17 protein-coding genes are annotated in these 14,691 nt (G+C 54.8%); 8 read left to right on the plus strand and 9 right to left on the minus strand.

Annotated features, from left to right (window positions below; all coding sequences use genetic code 11):
• Nucleotides 1–25 precede the first annotated feature (25 nt).
• Together gshA and rmf are read left to right on the plus strand one after the other, a co-directional pair.
• Nucleotides 26–1,579, plus strand: a complete 1,554-nt coding sequence (gshA, locus tag RG807_RS11200) for a glutamate--cysteine ligase (RefSeq protein WP_309044962.1) — start codon at nucleotides 26–28, stop codon at nucleotides 1,577–1,579.
• A 144-nt stretch (nucleotides 1,580–1,723) separates the two neighbouring features.
• Nucleotides 1,724–1,942, plus strand: a complete 219-nt coding sequence (gene rmf, locus RG807_RS11205) for a ribosome modulation factor (RefSeq protein WP_309044963.1) — start codon at nucleotides 1,724–1,726, stop codon at nucleotides 1,940–1,942.
• Nucleotides 1,943–1,980: 38 nt separating this feature from the next.
• Here rmf and RG807_RS11210 read toward each other — a convergent pair whose 3' ends face one another.
• Nucleotides 1,981–2,424 (minus strand): flagellar basal body-associated FliL family protein, encoded by a 444-nt coding sequence (locus tag RG807_RS11210; protein WP_309044964.1) that lies wholly within the window; start codon nucleotides 2,422–2,424, stop codon nucleotides 1,981–1,983.
• Between the two features lie 114 nt (nucleotides 2,425–2,538).
• Between RG807_RS11210 and RG807_RS11215 the strand changes: the two genes are divergently transcribed.
• Both RG807_RS11215 and rsd read left to right on the plus strand, forming a co-directional pair.
• Entirely contained in the window at nucleotides 2,539–3,045 is a 507-nt protein-coding gene (locus tag RG807_RS11215) for a disulfide bond formation protein B (RefSeq protein ID WP_309044965.1), read from the plus strand.
• A 101-nt stretch (nucleotides 3,046–3,146) separates the two neighbouring features.
• Complete coding sequence (gene rsd, locus RG807_RS11220; RefSeq protein ID WP_309044966.1) at nucleotides 3,147–3,626, plus strand: sigma D regulator; 480 nt, start codon at nucleotides 3,147–3,149, stop codon at nucleotides 3,624–3,626.
• Between the two features lie 100 nt (nucleotides 3,627–3,726).
• Here rsd and bamJ read toward each other — a convergent pair whose 3' ends face one another.
• The 3 genes from bamJ to RG807_RS11235 all read right to left on the minus strand — a co-directional run bounded on the left by bamJ (nucleotide 3,727) and on the right by RG807_RS11235 (nucleotide 5,561).
• Nucleotides 3,727–4,461 carry a BamJ family beta-barrel-assembly machinery protein gene (gene bamJ, locus RG807_RS11225; RefSeq protein ID WP_309044967.1) on the minus strand — a complete coding sequence of 245 codons (735 nt, stop codon included), beginning with the start codon at nucleotides 4,459–4,461 and terminating at the stop codon, nucleotides 3,727–3,729.
• A 159-nt stretch (nucleotides 4,462–4,620) separates the two neighbouring features.
• Nucleotides 4,621–5,007, minus strand: a complete 387-nt coding sequence (locus RG807_RS11230) for a DUF4124 domain-containing protein (protein ID WP_309044968.1) — start codon at nucleotides 5,005–5,007, stop codon at nucleotides 4,621–4,623.
• Complete coding sequence (locus RG807_RS11235; RefSeq protein WP_309044969.1) at nucleotides 5,001–5,561, minus strand: TIGR02444 family protein; 561 nt, start codon at nucleotides 5,559–5,561, stop codon at nucleotides 5,001–5,003. The genes RG807_RS11230 and RG807_RS11235 overlap by 7 nt, the downstream gene beginning before the upstream one ends.
• A 46-nt stretch (nucleotides 5,562–5,607) precedes the next feature.
• Here RG807_RS11235 and RG807_RS11240 point away from each other — a divergent pair, with 46 nt between their 5' ends.
• On the plus strand, nucleotides 5,608–7,584 hold the full coding sequence (locus RG807_RS11240) for an ATP-binding cassette domain-containing protein (RefSeq protein ID WP_309044970.1): 1,977 nt from the start codon (nucleotides 5,608–5,610) through the stop codon (nucleotides 7,582–7,584).
• Nucleotides 7,585–7,615: 31 nt separating this feature from the next.
• On the opposite strand, the gene ppx is transcribed toward RG807_RS11240, so the two are convergent.
• On the minus strand, nucleotides 7,616–9,097 hold the full coding sequence (gene ppx / locus RG807_RS11245) for an exopolyphosphatase (protein WP_435404672.1): 1,482 nt from the start codon (nucleotides 9,095–9,097) through the stop codon (nucleotides 7,616–7,618).
• A gap of 256 nt (nucleotides 9,098–9,353) precedes the next feature.
• Between ppx and trxA the strand changes: the two genes are divergently transcribed.
• Nucleotides 9,354–9,680 carry a thioredoxin TrxA gene (gene trxA / locus RG807_RS11250; protein ID WP_100639177.1) on the plus strand — a complete coding sequence of 109 codons (327 nt, stop codon included), beginning with the start codon at nucleotides 9,354–9,356 and terminating at the stop codon, nucleotides 9,678–9,680.
• A 70-nt stretch (nucleotides 9,681–9,750) separates the two neighbouring features.
• Nucleotides 9,751–10,341 (plus strand): molybdenum cofactor guanylyltransferase MobA, encoded by a 591-nt coding sequence (gene mobA / locus RG807_RS11255; RefSeq protein ID WP_309044972.1) that lies wholly within the window; start codon nucleotides 9,751–9,753, stop codon nucleotides 10,339–10,341.
• 175 nt (nucleotides 10,342–10,516) lie between these two features.
• On the opposite strand, the gene RG807_RS11260 is transcribed toward mobA, so the two are convergent.
• The 4 genes from RG807_RS11260 to moaB are packed head-to-tail and all read right to left on the minus strand — an operon-like array spanning nucleotide 10,517 to nucleotide 13,036.
• Entirely contained in the window at nucleotides 10,517–10,966 is a 450-nt protein-coding gene (locus tag RG807_RS11260) for a molybdenum cofactor biosynthesis protein MoaE (protein WP_309044973.1), read from the minus strand.
• A 1-nt stretch (nucleotide 10,967) separates the two neighbouring features.
• Nucleotides 10,968–11,228 (minus strand): molybdopterin converting factor subunit 1, encoded by a 261-nt coding sequence (gene moaD, locus RG807_RS11265; protein ID WP_309044974.1) that lies wholly within the window; start codon nucleotides 11,226–11,228, stop codon nucleotides 10,968–10,970.
• Between the two features lies 1 nt (nucleotide 11,229).
• Nucleotides 11,230–12,441: a molybdopterin molybdotransferase MoeA gene (locus RG807_RS11270; RefSeq protein WP_309044975.1), complete on the minus strand. Its 1,212-nt coding sequence runs from the start codon at nucleotides 12,439–12,441 to the stop codon at nucleotides 11,230–11,232.
• Nucleotides 12,442–12,463: 22 nt separating this feature from the next.
• Nucleotides 12,464–13,036 carry a molybdenum cofactor biosynthesis protein B gene (moaB, locus tag RG807_RS11275; protein WP_309044976.1) on the minus strand — a complete coding sequence of 191 codons (573 nt, stop codon included), beginning with the start codon at nucleotides 13,034–13,036 and terminating at the stop codon, nucleotides 12,464–12,466.
• A 365-nt stretch (nucleotides 13,037–13,401) separates the two neighbouring features.
• Here moaB and rho point away from each other — a divergent pair, with 365 nt between their 5' ends.
• A complete protein-coding gene (gene rho / locus RG807_RS11280; protein WP_309044977.1) occupies nucleotides 13,402–14,664 on the plus strand; it encodes a transcription termination factor Rho in 1,263 nt (420 codons plus the stop codon).
• Nucleotides 14,665–14,691: the final 27 nt, after the last annotated feature.

The following is a 14,691-nucleotide window of genomic DNA, read 5'->3' on the forward strand; positions in this document are numbered from 1 at the left end:
CCGCCGGTTGCAGCAGGAGTCAATCATGGCTGAATCCCGCCACTCTGTATTCCGCCAGTTCGCAGCCAGCGACTGGAACGGGTTTCTGAAAGGGGTAGAGAAAGAAGGTTTGCGCGTTGACCGCAACGGTTTCATCGCGCAAACACCACATCCGGAGGCCTTGGGCTCTGCGCTCACGCACCCGACCATCACAACGGACTATTCCGAAGCCTTGCTGGAGCTCATAACACCCGTTTGTAGCAGCACGTCTGAGATGATGGAGTCCCTGCGCAACACCCATCGGTTCGTACAACAGAATCTGGGAGATGAGGTTTTCTGGCCGGCCAGTATGCCCTGTGAGCTGAATGGCGATGCCAGTATCCCCATTGCCGAGTATGGCTCGTCCAATACCGGGCGGATGAAGCATGTATACCGTCAGGGGTTAGCGGTGAGGTACGGGCGGATGATGCAAAGCATCGCCGGCACTCACTACAACCTTTCGTTGCCGGACAGCTTTATGGAAATCTGGCAGCGCGCGCTGGGTGACCAGCAAAACATGAAGGACTTCAAGTCCGATCAGTATTTTTGGCTGATTCGCAATTTCCGCCGCAGAAGCTGGTTGCTGATGCTTTTGTTCGGCGCCTCACCGGCCCTGGATGCGAGCTTTGTAGACGGCGTGCGTCATGAGCTGGCCAGATGCGGTGAGCGGAGCTGGTTTGGCGAGACAGCCACCTCGTTACGCATGAGTGACCTGGGTTATCACAACAACGCTCAGTCATCGTTGAATATCTGTTTCAACAAGCTCAGCACCTATACCCAAACACTGGATAGAGCCATTCATACCAATTGGCCGGCATACGAAGCGATTGGCACGCAGCGTGATGGAGAGTTTATCCAGATCAACACCAGCGTTTTGCAGATTGAAAATGAGTATTACAGCGCCGTGCGTCCCAAGCGCACTGCCCGAAGCGGAGAAAAGCCGATTCACGCGCTCGAATCCCGCGGTGTAGAGTACATTGAAGTGCGCTGCCTGGATCTCGATCCCTTCTCCCCAGTGGGTGTCAGCGAGGCCCAGGTCGACTTTCTTGATCTCTTTCTGCTGGATTGCTTGTTGTCCGAATCGCCGAAAATCAGCGATGCGGAGTGCGTCTTGCTGGATGACAACTACAAAGACGTTGTCTCCAACGGGCGTCATCATGAGCTCAAGCTGTGCCGAGCGGGTGAGCGCACGCCCGTTGGTGAAGCTGCAACAGCGATTCTGGATGGTCTTGAACCGCTGGCTGAAATACTGGATGGCTGGAACGGTGGAGAGGTTTATCGCAAGGCTCTATCAGCCCAGCGAAGTGTTCTGTCGGGTGATCGTCAGGTGCCGTCTGCCAGGGTTGTTGATGCGATGCAGGCGTCTGGACTCGGCCACCGGGACTGGACAATGGACATGGCTCTCAAGCACCAGAATATGCTTCGCAAGGAAGGTATGGATACTGGCGTAAAAGCTTCATTTGTCGCCGCGGCCAAGGACTCACTGACGCAGCAGCAACAGATTGAAGCCTCAGATACTTTGGCGTTCAGTGATTTTCTGGAGCAGTATCTGCGCTCCTGACCGGAATGGGCTATTGCTTTTGAAAAATGCGGATTTTGCAGAATTGTAAAATCCGCGGGCCTGCTTCACAGAAGGTGTGCAAATATTTGTCACTTTCTGACGCTGGTGCTAGATTCATTAGCATTGGCTTAAGGGAGAATTGGCATGGCAAGGGATATAAAGCTCGGCTGGGATGTTGAAGCGCTGAACAAAGCCTATCGCCAGGGATATATGGCAGCGTCCATGGGAATGGACAAAACTCGCTGCCCCTATCGTGGCGAAGTTGTTGTAGCCGCCTGGGAATCTGGCTGGGAGGATGCCGGTGAGGTTGTCCGGGAAGAAAATGCCCTCGGGGATAACGGCCTGTACTCCCGGATTGCCTGAAGCGCGCTGGTTCTGTATCAGTTCGCGCTTAGCTTGTACTACTTCTGTACAACAAATTCTGTAAACAGCACGCCGGTAATGGCTTCGCCGGTTTGCTGTTCTTCCAGCACCCCGTTTATTCGTGATTTGGCTTCTTCTCGCAGCGCTTGCTGGCCTTCCATCGTGGTCAGCGTGGCCGTATCTGTCTGCTCACCAAACAGCATTACAAGTTCATGGCGCAGCCGTGGCATGTGGGCTTCCACAGCAGATCGTGTTGTCTTCTGAGAGGCTCTGAGGCTCACCGCTGCTTTCAGGTAAGTCAGCTTGCTACCCGGGGTGCCAACATGGGTTACAAAGGCAGGGTCCATGGCAATATAATCCGTGGTACCTGATTTTTCGGTGGTTTCCCCTTCCTCGTTGGTAGCTTCTTCCGCCCAGGCTGTGGAGAGTGCAAAAAGCAGTAGGGCGATACTGAATAGAGCGAATTTTGGCTGGGGTGTCATAGGCTTGCAGTTCGTTATGGTTTAGGGTTTAGTGACAAAATCAGCAGCGGTTCCGCCGGATAAGCCGAGAATAGCAGGCTGGACAGCGCATTTGTGTAAAACTGAGGAATCTTTGTGAAAGTAAGAGCAATTTTTGCACTCATTTTTGTTGTCTGCGCCGGGTTGTTGGGTGTGGCGTTTTATATGGAGTACGTAATGGGGCTTGAGCCCTGTCCCTTGTGTTGGCTCCAGCGCTTTGGCTTTATGGGCGTGGGTCTGGTGAGCTTGCTGGCGGCGTTGCATGGCCCCGGGGAAGTGGGGGTGCGTGTATACGGCTTGCTGCTGGCAGTAACGGCAGGTGCCGGGCTGGGCGTGGCGGGTCGCCAGTTGTGGCTGCAGAACTTGCCTGCTGATCAGGTGCCTGCCTGTGGCCCCTCTGTGGACTATATGCTGGAGGTGCTGCCTTTTATGGAAGTGTTGTCTACGGCACTCAAAGGCACAGGAGACTGCGCTGCCGTGGTTTGGCGCTTTCTTGGTTTGAGCATTCCCGGATGGAGTGCTGTGTTTTTTGTCCTGTTAGTGATTATGGGGCTGACGATGCTCTTCCACCGGGGGCGCGTGAAAACCTGGCTGGTGACCTGAAACGGTTGCGGCCGGTGGCCAGCATAGGGTAACTTGATCCGGACTTAGCCAATATCAGCGTCAGGCCCATTGTTAGGGTTTCCAAGCGGAGAGCGGGTGTCATGTTGGAAAATTGCCGAAATGCCAGGGAACGCTGGGGTGGCGTCAGCGAGCTTATTGATCGCTGGCTAAAGGACCGCCAGGAGTTGCTGGTTCATTACTGCGATTTGTCTGCAGAAAGCGACTTCTCGCAAACCGAAGCTCTGAAACAAAAGTTTGTTCGCCTGTGCGAGGTATTGGTGGACTATGTTTCGACAGGCCATTTCGAAATATATGAGCAGTTGGTCAGGGAGGCCCGGGAGTTCAACGACGGAGGTCTGGAACTGGCAGGCAAGGTATACCCCCGCATTGAGGAAACCACAGAGGTGGCACTCAACTTCAACGATCAGTTGGGGGAGGGCGATTTATCCGAACAGGGCATCACAGCCCTGTTTGAACAGCTTTCTCATCTGGGTGAAACCCTGGAGAGCCGATTTGAAATGGAGGACTTCCTGATACAGCACCTCCATACTGTGCATGCAGATAAAGTCGCATCGGTCTGAACTGTTCAGACATCTGAAGGGATTAAAAAAAAGCCTCAGTAGCGCGAACGCTCTGAGGCTTTTTTGTGGCTTCAGACAAGCTGAAGCTCGGCTTTTCGGATTACTCGGAGGCAGAACCTTCTTCGTTTGCATCCGGGTTAATGGCTAGCAGCTCTACATCAAACACCAAGGTTTCGTTAGGGCCAATCGCTCGGCTTCCGCCTGGGCCGTAAGCCAGGTCAGAAGGGATGTATAGCTTGTAACGGGCACCCTCGCTCATTAGCTGCAGGCCTTCTGTCCAGCCCGGAATGACCTGGTTCAGGCCAAAGGTCACAGGCTCGCCGCGTTCACGGGAGCTGTCAAAAACCTCACCAGAGAGCAGTTCGCCGGTGTAGTGCACCTGCACCATATCGGTTGCACCAGGTTTAACGCCATTGCCTTCTTCCAGAATTTCATACTGGAGGCCGGATTCGGTTGTTTCTATGCCGTCGCGTTCAGCGTTTTCGGCAAGGAAGGTATCACCGGCTTCGCGGTTTTTCTGGGCCAGCTCTTCAATTTGCTTACCCTGCTCTTCCTGCAGAGTCTGCTGGTATTCCATCAGTGCTTGCTGGATTTCTTCACGGCTCATGCGCTTGGTTTCGTCATCGCCTGCGTGTCCATGCTGGATACCCTGAAGGAACTGATCCATTTGCAGGTTTGGCAGGTCGTTGCCCATGCGTTCGCCCAGTACCAGGCCCATGCCATAGCTAACCTTCTGATCGGTAGAGTCCAGCTTTGGATCCGCCGGAGTTTCAGGAGGAGTTGAGCAGCCGGCAACCAAGCCGGTTATCGCCAATGCAAGCAGCGTTTTCTTCATTACATCATCCTTTTGGGTTATGACGGTTTTATAGCGGAGAGGGCCGTGGCCCACGTATTGTGTTTATCAGGTGGGAAAAGGTAACGGGTTCTGAGCGCAGATTCCACTGAACATCTGTTAAGGCGCTACAGATTGTTCCTTGTCGGGGCTGTTAGATCCTTAACTTTCATTATTCACGGCGCCAGTAGGGCTAAGGGAGAAGGGTGCGCTGTAAGGAGATTGCCAGTCGGTCTCTGGGTTCGAGATTCTCGAGGGCGACCGTTGCTTGTCCATCCTTTCAATGGCCAGCGTGTTCCAGGGTCCGTGTTCTGGTGGTTGATCGGCGTAATGCCAATTGCCATCAGTATCCTGCCATTTGAATACTATGTCGGGGCCTTCAGTTGGCACTGGAGAAGGAACCAAGCCTTCAAACGCAGGTATTCCTGACTGGGTCTCTTTGGCGACAGGCTCCGATGCCTGCTCTGCTTCATTCAGACCAAAGAACATAAGTAGCATTAGTAGCCCAAGAGCCGGGAACGCCAGCCGGACAAGCCATTTGATCAGCATGGCTGTACCTCGCCCGAAGCAAAGGCGGAAAAAATATCGACCAGTGTATTGAGTCGCTGCCTGGTGCCTTGCGTTATGCCGGCTGCTGGTGCGGCCGCGGTAAGATTGGACTGGATAAGCTCGTCACATACGTACATGTTGCGTTGTTCCAGTTTGGGGGCTGAAAAAGACCGCCAGGTTATAGCCAGTTCTATGCGCTCCGCCTCCAGCTCAAGGCTGGCCAGGTTTGTGCGCAGGGCACTATAAGCTGTCTGCGCCTTGGGCACCGACATGCGAATGGCTCGCAAGCTGCCGGTTACACGATCGCGCCACTCTGTTACCGTAGCCTCTTCGATACCGGTATATGCCCTGCCGTTGAGTGCAAGCCATCCCGCGCATAAAATTCGTGTTACGCTCCAGCCCTCATTTTGTAAGGCCAGACACGTTTCTTGCGCCAGCGAATGCTGCCAGAACGCCAATGCAAATTGCCAAAGGGGGTTGTCTGGCTCCAGGTCTGCCGGCAACGCCATGGTTTTTAACGGTAAACCCTGGTTGGCTTGAGAACGGGCTGGCATGGGCAATGAACCGACTCTGACAATTTCACGTTGATTATATGACAACATGTTAACGATAACCGATCTCAGTTTACAACGGGGTGGCGTCTGGTTGCTAGATGCTGTTGCTCTGACAGTGCAATCTGGCCAGCGTGTGGCAATTGTGGGTGCCAATGGTGCCGGTAAATCCAGTCTGTTTCAGTTATTACTGGGCCAACTGTCACCCGAGCAGGGTAGTGTGTCACTTCCTGGCGGTACCCGTATTGCCCATATGGCGCAGGAAGTTGAAGCAACAGGGCGAAGCGCGAGAGACTTCGTTCTTGATGGAGACATTGATTTGCGTCGGCTTGAGCGAGAGCTTGAACAAGCTGAAGCCCGGGGCGACGACAATGCCGTTGCGCACATTCACGGTGAGTTGGATATACATGAAGCCTGGTCTGCCGCAAGGCGCGCAGAATCCCTGTTGCGAGGCTTGGGTTTTCAGAATGAAGATGCAGACCGGCCTGTCTCCGCTTTTTCTGGTGGCTGGCGCATTCGCCTGAACCTTGCTCAGGCACTGATGCGCCCTTCAGATCTTCTGCTCCTTGATGAGCCAACCAACCACCTGGATCTGGATGCCTGCCTTTGGCTCGAAAACTGGCTGCGCCGTTATGATGGCACCCTATTGTTCATTTCCCACGACAGGGACTTTATGGACCGGGTGGCTACCCATGTGGTGCATTTTGATCAGCGCAAGCTGGAGGTGTATACGGGTAATTACTCTGGGTTCGAGCTGCAACGCGGCGAAAGGCTTGCGCAACAACAGGCAGGTTTTGAAAAGCAGCAGGCGAGAATTGCAGAGATACAGCGCTTTATTGATCGCTTTAAGGCCAAGGCCACCAAAGCCCGCCAGGCTCAAAGCCGGGTTAAATCGTTGGAGCGGATGGAGAAGATTGCCCCTGCACATATCGATTCGCCGTTCAGTTTCGAATTCCCGATGGCAGACAAAGTATCGAACCCGCTGCTATCAATAAGGCACGGGCAGGCGGGACACGGTGACACCACCATTCTCGGCAACATTAACCTGACTCTTTTGCCGGGCAGTCGCATAGGCCTGTTGGGGCCGAACGGTGCCGGCAAATCCACCTTGATGGATGCCTTGCTTGGGCAGGGTGAACAGGGCGTTTCTAGCACTCTGCTGTCTGGTGAGCGAACCTGTGGTGAGCATTTGGCAATAGGCTACTTTGCCCAGCATCAGTTGGAATCTTTGGACCTCGATGCCAGTCCTTTTCTGCATTTGCAGCGCTTGTCGCCGCGAGCTTCCGAACAGAGCATTCGCAACTTCCTGGGTGGGTTCGATTTCCATGGAGATGAGGCCTTAAGTCCTATCCGGTCTTTCTCGGGTGGTGAAAAAGCTCGAGTTGCCCTGGCGGTTATTGCCTGGCAAAAACCGAACCTGCTCTTGCTTGATGAGCCGACCAACCACCTTGATCTGGAAATGCGCCAGGCATTAACCATGGCCCTGCAGAACTTTGAGGGCGCCATTGTGGTGGTATCCCACGACAGGCACTTGCTGCGTAATACAGTTGATGAATTCTGGTTGGTTAATGATGGCCGCGTTGTGGAGTACCAGGGCGATCTTGAAGATTACGAAAGTTGGCTGGCAGACCGCCGAAAAGACGATACTGAGGCGCCAAAGCGACAGTTGACCGGTATCCAGAATGCCGAGGATCCGCCAGGGGCTGAATCAGACATCGCAGTAGGAGAAAGTGCCGACGACAGAAAAGCCCGCAAGCGTGCAGAAGCAGCACTACGGCAGAAGCTGAGCCCATACCGCAAGCGCCAGACTGCACTGGAAAAGCAGATGGATTCCCTGAATGAGATACTAAGTAATCTCGAAACGGAGCTTGCCGATCCAGCTGTGTACGGTGATGGGTCTAAAGTCCGCTTGAAAGAGCTGTTGGCCAAACAGTCAGAGGCGAAAGGCAAGCTCGAAGATACCGAAGCGGAATGGCTGGAGGTCAGTGAAACGGTCGAGGCGATGGAAGGGGAGCTGGGAGGGTAATTCGTATCCCTCCCATCAGTCCACCAGCCTGTTAGCCGCCCGCTAGCTCAAGTACAAAGTTCTGCTTGGCAAGATATTCCTGCTCGTTCATCAGATCGGCATAGGTGAGCGGGCGCTCATCAAACCAGCATTCCGGGAACGTCAGCAAAAGACCATTTTCTCTTGGCTCCAAGGTGAAGTCCGGTGGCGGCTCCAGATTTCGTGAATGCTGGATCAGCACGGCCAATCGCACCAGAATGCAGAGATGCCTCAGTCGTTCCAGATCACCAGGGTCGACTCCTTCAAAAATGGACGAACTGAATTTCCGCCGATGGCCACGCACCAGAATCGCCAACTCCATTTGTGCCTGCTGGGTAAAACCTGCCAGATCGGAGTAGCGCAGAAGATAGCCACCGTGTTTGTGGTACTGGCTGTGGGAAATAGCCAAGCCAATTTCGTGAAGCCGGCAAGCCCAGCGCAGAGCCTCTTCGTCGGCAAGGGTGTTCAGCCCCCAATGCTTTGCAATTTGCGCCCATGCAGCAACAGCGGTTGCTTCCACTGCAGCCCCGTGGTTCTGGTCTGCTTGATATCGCTCTTGCAGCGCTGAAATACTGCGCTCCCGCACATCTTCATGTTTGATTCTACCGGCGATTCCGTACAGGAGGCCTTCCCGAAGTGCGCCGTCTGTATAGGTCATTTCCTGAATGTTCAGGGATTGGAATACACCCATAAGAATGGCAAAGCCGGCGGGGAAAATGTTTTGTCGATCAGGCCGCAGCCCCAGTTCACCCAGTTTTTCGACGCTGCCCATATCCACCAGTCGCCGACGTAACTCCTCCATGGCGCTCCAGGTTACGGTGCCATCGGTGATCTTCAGGGTTGCCAGCACGTTGCAAATGGCTTTGATTGAGCCGGATGCGCCGACAGAACTTTCCCATCCAACTGATCGAAAGCGCCGGCGAATACCCAACAGCTCCTGTTCCGCATGAGTAATGGCGTTATCCATTTGCTTGCGGGTAATCCGGCCGTCGGCAAAATACCGGTTTCGGAAAGACACGCAGCCCATGTGCAGGCTTTCCAGCTCCTGGGGTTCAAAGCGTTCACCAATAATCAGCTCGGTACTGCCGCCACCTATATCGACCACAAGGCGCCTGCCAGCATCGTCAGACAGCGTGTGCGAGACGCCTAAATAGATAAGGCGAGCCTCCTCCCGGCCCGCAATAATCTCCGCCGGATAGCCCAGGACTTCCTCCGCCCGGGCAATAAATTGGTTGGCGTTGCGTGCCACCCTCAGGGCATTGGTGCCCACTATCTGAACGCCTTCCGGTGGTGTGCCGTTGAGGCGCTGGGCGAACCGCCGCAGGCAGTCCAGGCCGCGTTGCTGGGCTTCTTCCGTCAGGTTGTTGTTGGCATCAAGACCGTCGCCCAGCTGAACTTTTTCGCCCATTCTTTCCATGGTTCGGATTTCGCCCTGAACCAGTCGGGCCACAACCATATGGAAACTGTTCGAGCCCATATCAATGGACGCAAGCATGTCTGGTGGTGCAGCTGTGTTTTCGGCGGAAGAAGTGTCCGTCACGGTGGTCAGGATCCTTTGGTAAGAACTTGCGCGTACTATAAGCGATAATCCCGGTATATGTCAGTCAATGCACCGCTGTACGACAAGCGGAAAGATGATCAATTTGATTGAGGTCAGAAGATTGTGGATTCAAGCCGGTGGATCTACTGCTTCACATCCGCGGGACCAATCGCGTAAAGTAGTCACCAAAGCATTAATCAGGAAAATTGAAATGAGCGGAAATATTGTAAATGTAACGGATGCATCTTTTGAACAGGACGTACTTCAGTCTGACGTGCCCGTGTTGGTAGATTACTGGGCTGAGTGGTGTGGACCTTGCAAAATGATTGCGCCCGTACTCGAAGAAATTGCTGACGAATACGCTGGCAAACTGAAAGTCTGCAAACTCAACATCGACGAAAACGAGCAGACCCCGCCCAAGTTCAACATCCGCGGCATCCCGACTCTGATGTTGTTTAAAAACGGCAACGTTGACGCCACCAAAGTCGGCGCACTGTCCAAATCCCAGCTTGCGGCATTCCTGGACAGCAATCTCTGATTGCATCCTGATGGCCTGAAAACCGCCCCTGGGCCACGCTCTTGGGCGGTTTTTTTTGCTTGGACCTGTGATGACCCAAATAAATTTGGAAAAAGTCTGCGCCCTGCTGCTCGCCGGCGGCGCCGGAACGCGCATGAACGGCCAAGACAAAGGCCTCATGCTTTGGCGCGAACGTCCAATGGCCCACTGGGTAGCCGAAGCCTTGAGCAGCGTTGCCGCCCCATTACTCATCAGCGCTAACCGCTCCTTGCAAGATTACCGCCTGCTGGGCGACGTACTGCAAGACACCCCTGAATTCAAAGGCCAGGGCCCCTTGGTCGGATTGCTCGCAGGCCTGACCGAAGCAAGAAAACGCGGCTTCGACGCCGTGCTTGTCTGCCCCTGCGACACTCCTGGCATACAGCCCAGCGTATTCAAACGTTTATTAACTGTCTGGGAAGAACAGCCTAACGCCCCGGTTATCGCCCAATGCAAAGGAAAATCCCACCCCTTGCACGGTGTGTTTCCTGTTTCACTTATCAACCGGCTGGAAGCCCAACTTAGAGACGACAATCGAAGAGTTATGGTATTCGCTGAAAGCGCCGGCGCCAGAATTCTGGATTGCGCAGATGCCGAAGAAGCGTTCAAGAACCGAAACCGGCCAGAAGATTTAATAAGCTGAAGGCAGTGCCAGCTAGAGGAATGGGCACAAACCAGGGCTTTGGCGGGGAACCTCTTCCCGAAAATGTGCGGAGCCATGGATGGCGGAGCCAAGCGTACAAGGACGTATTAACAGCGTTTTTCGGGAAGAGGTTCCCCGCCAAAGACCGACCAGCCAAGCACCACTTAGGGGCTAGCTACTTACCCCAAGCCTTACCGCGAGCAACATCCGAAGCCTTCTGCTCCACCCAATGCTCCCCAGCCTCAGAAAGCTCCTTCTTCCAGAACGGCGCCGACGTCTTCAAAGCGTCCATAATAAACGCGCAAGCCGCAAACGCATCCGCCCGATGAGCGCTACAAACCCCCACAAACACAATCTGCTCCTGCAACAACAAACGCCCAACCCGATGAATAACCCGAGCCTTCCGCACATCCCAGCGCCGCGAAGCCTCCTCAATCAGCCCCGCAATCACCTGCTCTGTCATCCCGGGATAATGCTCCAGAAACAACCCGGATACATCCGCCGTATCGCCATTGTCACGAACCAGCCCCGTAAATGTGGCAATAGCACCCGTGCCCGCGCCACTATCCCGCAGAGCGGCATATTCAACGCTGGCATCAAAATCCTCAGACTGAACACTGATCATCTCAACCTCCCGTTACCGGCGGGAAAAAAGCCACCTCATCCCCGGCCTTAACCGCCGCTGCAGGCTTCGCTATAGCCTGATTGATCGCAATCATCACCGGTTGCCCGCCTTGCAGCTGTGCCCAAGGCCCGCCGCGACAAGCCAGGGCTGCCAGCAAATCACCGGCCGTCTGCTCCTTCTCTGCCGGTAGCGTGAGTTCCTCCGTACCCAACTCCTCCCGGAGGCGGGCAAAAAAACGAACAGTCAGGGTCTGGTCAGTCATATCAGCTCAATAACTCAGTAAATGGGTAGTAGGTCAGCAGGTCACCCTCTGCCACTGTGGCATGCTCCGGAACCACGGCCAGGCCACCAGCCCAGCAGGCAGAGCTCAACACGCCAGAACTCTGGTTCGGGTAGGCGCTGACCCGTGCGTTGCCGTTAACAGACTCGGTGCGTGCACGGACAAACTCCCTGCGCACGGAAGCCGAAGCAACCGTAAACGCAGCAGGCACCTGTTGGCCCATAGGGTGAACCTGCATGCGCCCTTGGCAGGTGCGGATGTAAGGCATACCTACAACCAGAAATGTCACCAGCACGGCGGCGGGGTTCCCGGGCAGACCCAGTACCGGAGTACCCTTGATCGAGCCGAATGCCAGAGGTTTCCCGGGCTTGATGGCCATGCGCCATAGTGACAGCTCGCCAGACTCTTCCAGCACCGCCCGCACGTGATCCTCCTCACCCACGGACACGCCTCCGCTGGTGATAATCAGGTCTGCTTGCGCTGCCGCGCGTTCAAGCGTGTCGCGAGTAACCGAGCGAGTGTCTCTCAGGGTCTCGCATAGCACTGCATCACAACCGGCGTCTGCCAGCAGTCCAAGCAATGTAAAACGATTGGTGTTGTAAATCTGCCCCGGCCCCAGTGGCGTGCCCGGGTCTACCAACTCATCGCCGGTAGACAGAATCGCGACACGCAATTTTTTCATCACTGTAACGTCAGCCACGCCCATGGACGCCAGAAGGCCCATTTCCTGCGCTCTGATCTTCGTGCCCTTTGCCAAAGCAAGGCTGCCCTCGGCAAGATCCTGGCCGCGCCTGCGAATATTCTGATCGGTTTTCACCTCGGCATTGATCAGGATGCCCTTATCCGTAACATCCACTCGCTCTTGCATGATCACCGTGTCGGCGCCCTCGGGAACCTCCGAGCCTGTAAAAATGCGGGCAGCCGTGCCGGGTTTTAGAGGGCTGGGAGCAGAGCCAGCGGGGATGCGGTCTGAGACTGGCAGAGCCTGGCCAGGAATGTAATCCTCGGCGCGCAGAGCGTAGCCATCCACCGCGCTGTTATCTGCTGGCGGCACATCTGCCGGCACCTGATAATCTTGAGCCAGTATTCGCCCCAGGCTTTCAGTGAGCGGCAAGCACTCGCTCTCTGTGATCACCGGGGCCTTACTCAGAAGGTGGTCAATAGCCTCTTCAACCGGTGTCAGATTGGCGGCCATGGTTCTCTCTCCCTAGTCAAAATTAGCGCGCGGCGCGAGTTCCTATAACCTGATGAAGACGCTCAACGGCGCGTTCAGGTTTGCGGCCAACCAGCGCGGAAAAGTTGCAAGGGCCATGGCGGCTATCGAGCTGAGTACTTAAAATGCCGTTCCAGCCCGTGCGGCATGCTCCGGTAGAACCGGGTAGACAAAAAATCGCTGTATGGTTGGCAAGGCCACCGAAGGCTCTGGACTGAATAGTAGAGGTGCCGATCTCAGCAGCCGACTGGCGTCGGAATTCTTCGCCAAAACCTTCAATAGTCTTGTCCAGCAAGGGCGAAACCGCCTCGGGGGTGCTGTCACGCTCATGAAAGCCGGTACCGCCTGTAATGATCACTACATGCACGTCGGGTTCCGCAATCCAGGCCGACATGGCTGCACGCACGAGATAAACGTCGTCCGGTAGTATGCGCCGTGAAATCAGCGTGTGCCCGGCTTCCAGTACGCTGTCTTCAAGAAACTGCCCGGAGGAGTCCTCCTCGGGCCCACGAGTGTCGGATATTGTGAGAATGGCGATATTGAGTGGGTTAAGTTCGCTGGTGCGTTCACTGCTCATGATCGGGGCTCCGAAAAAACACGAAAAAATTCTATGGTGCCAGTATCCCCATCAGGGCCGGACAATGGAAGGGAGTAACCCATCAGGGGGAGGTTCCGGCCCTTGTGCGCAGGCATGGCGGCTGAAAAAACTGGCGTTAATTTGGTTGGTGCTCTTGACATTGGCCAGCAAGGTAGATGATTATCGGTCTCGCCCTACGAACGTTTGTACCCACTCTATACTGGCTTCTGTTTTTTTCCGGCTCTCATTCGCACCGGTTGCTCCATCTGCCAGCATCTGTTTTGACAACGAATTACACAATCTGTTCAGGGCACCCCTGTCATACCAACGTCCGTTTAATTCCATTCCTGAAAATCTAATAACCTATGAATCTTACTGAACTCAAGCAGAACTCCATGCCCGAATTGCTCGAAATCGCGCAAGAAATGGGCCTCGATAACCTGGCACGCTCGCGTAAGCAGGATGTTATCTTCACGATATTGAAGAAACATGCGAAAAGCGGCGAAGACATTTACGGCGATGGCGTATTGGAGATTCTGCAGGATGGTTTCGGCTTCCTCCGGTCTGCCGACGCTTCGTACCTGGCTGGACCAGACGACATATACGTCTCCCCCAGCCAGATTCGCCGCTTCAACCTGCGCACCGGTGATACCGTTGCCGGCAAGATCCGGCCCCCGAAAGACGGCGAGCGTTATTTTGCTTTGTTGAAAGTGGCTGAGATCAACTTCGACAAACCGGACAACGCCCGTAACAAGATCCTGTTTGAAAACCTGACTCCGTTGTTCCCGGACGAGCGCATGCAGCTGGAAACCGGTAACGGCAGCACCGAGGATCTGTCATCCCGCGTGTTGGACCTGGTTGCGCCTATCGGTAAAGGCCAGCGTGGTTTGATTGTATCGCCACCCAAGGCAGGTAAAACCCTGCTGATGCAGAGTATTGCCCAGTCTATTGCGCGTAATCATCCTGAGTGTCACATCATTGTTCTGTTGATTGATGAGCGCCCGGAAGAAGTGACCGAAATGCAGCGCACCGTGCGCGGCGAAGTGATTGCTTCTACTTTTGATGAACCACCTGCGCGCCACGTTCAGGTAGCCGAGATGGTTATCGAGAAGGCCAAGCGCCTGGTTGAGCATAAAAAAGACGTGGTTATTCTGCTGGATTCCATCACCCGCCTAGCTCGCGCCTATAACACGGTCATCCCGTCATCTGGCAAAGTACTGACCGGTGGTGTTGATGCCCACGCTCTGGAAAAGCCCAAGCGCTTCTTCGGTGCAGCCCGTAATGTAGAAGAGGGCGGCAGCCTGACTATCCTGGCCACGGCTCTGGTGAACACGGGTTCCAAAATGGACGAAGTGATTTACGAGGAGTTTAAGGGCACAGGTAACATGGAAGTGCACCTGGACCGTAAAATCGCCGAGAAGCGGGTGTATCCTGCGCTCAACGTTCGCAGCTCCGGCACGCGCCGCGAAGACTTGCTGATGAGCGAAGCGGATATCCAGCGTGTATGGATTCTGCGTAAGCTGTTGCACTCCATGGACGACGACACTGCGGCCATCGAGTTCTTGCTGGACAAGCTTAAAGACACCAAGACTAATGACGAATTCTTCCAGTCTATGAAGCGTCGCTAGAGTCGAAGTTTTGGGCGTGCGCCTTTA

The organism is Marinobacter sediminicola (assembly GCF_031157525.1).
Taxonomy (GTDB): Bacteria; Pseudomonadota; Gammaproteobacteria; order Pseudomonadales; family Oleiphilaceae; genus Marinobacter; species Marinobacter sediminicola.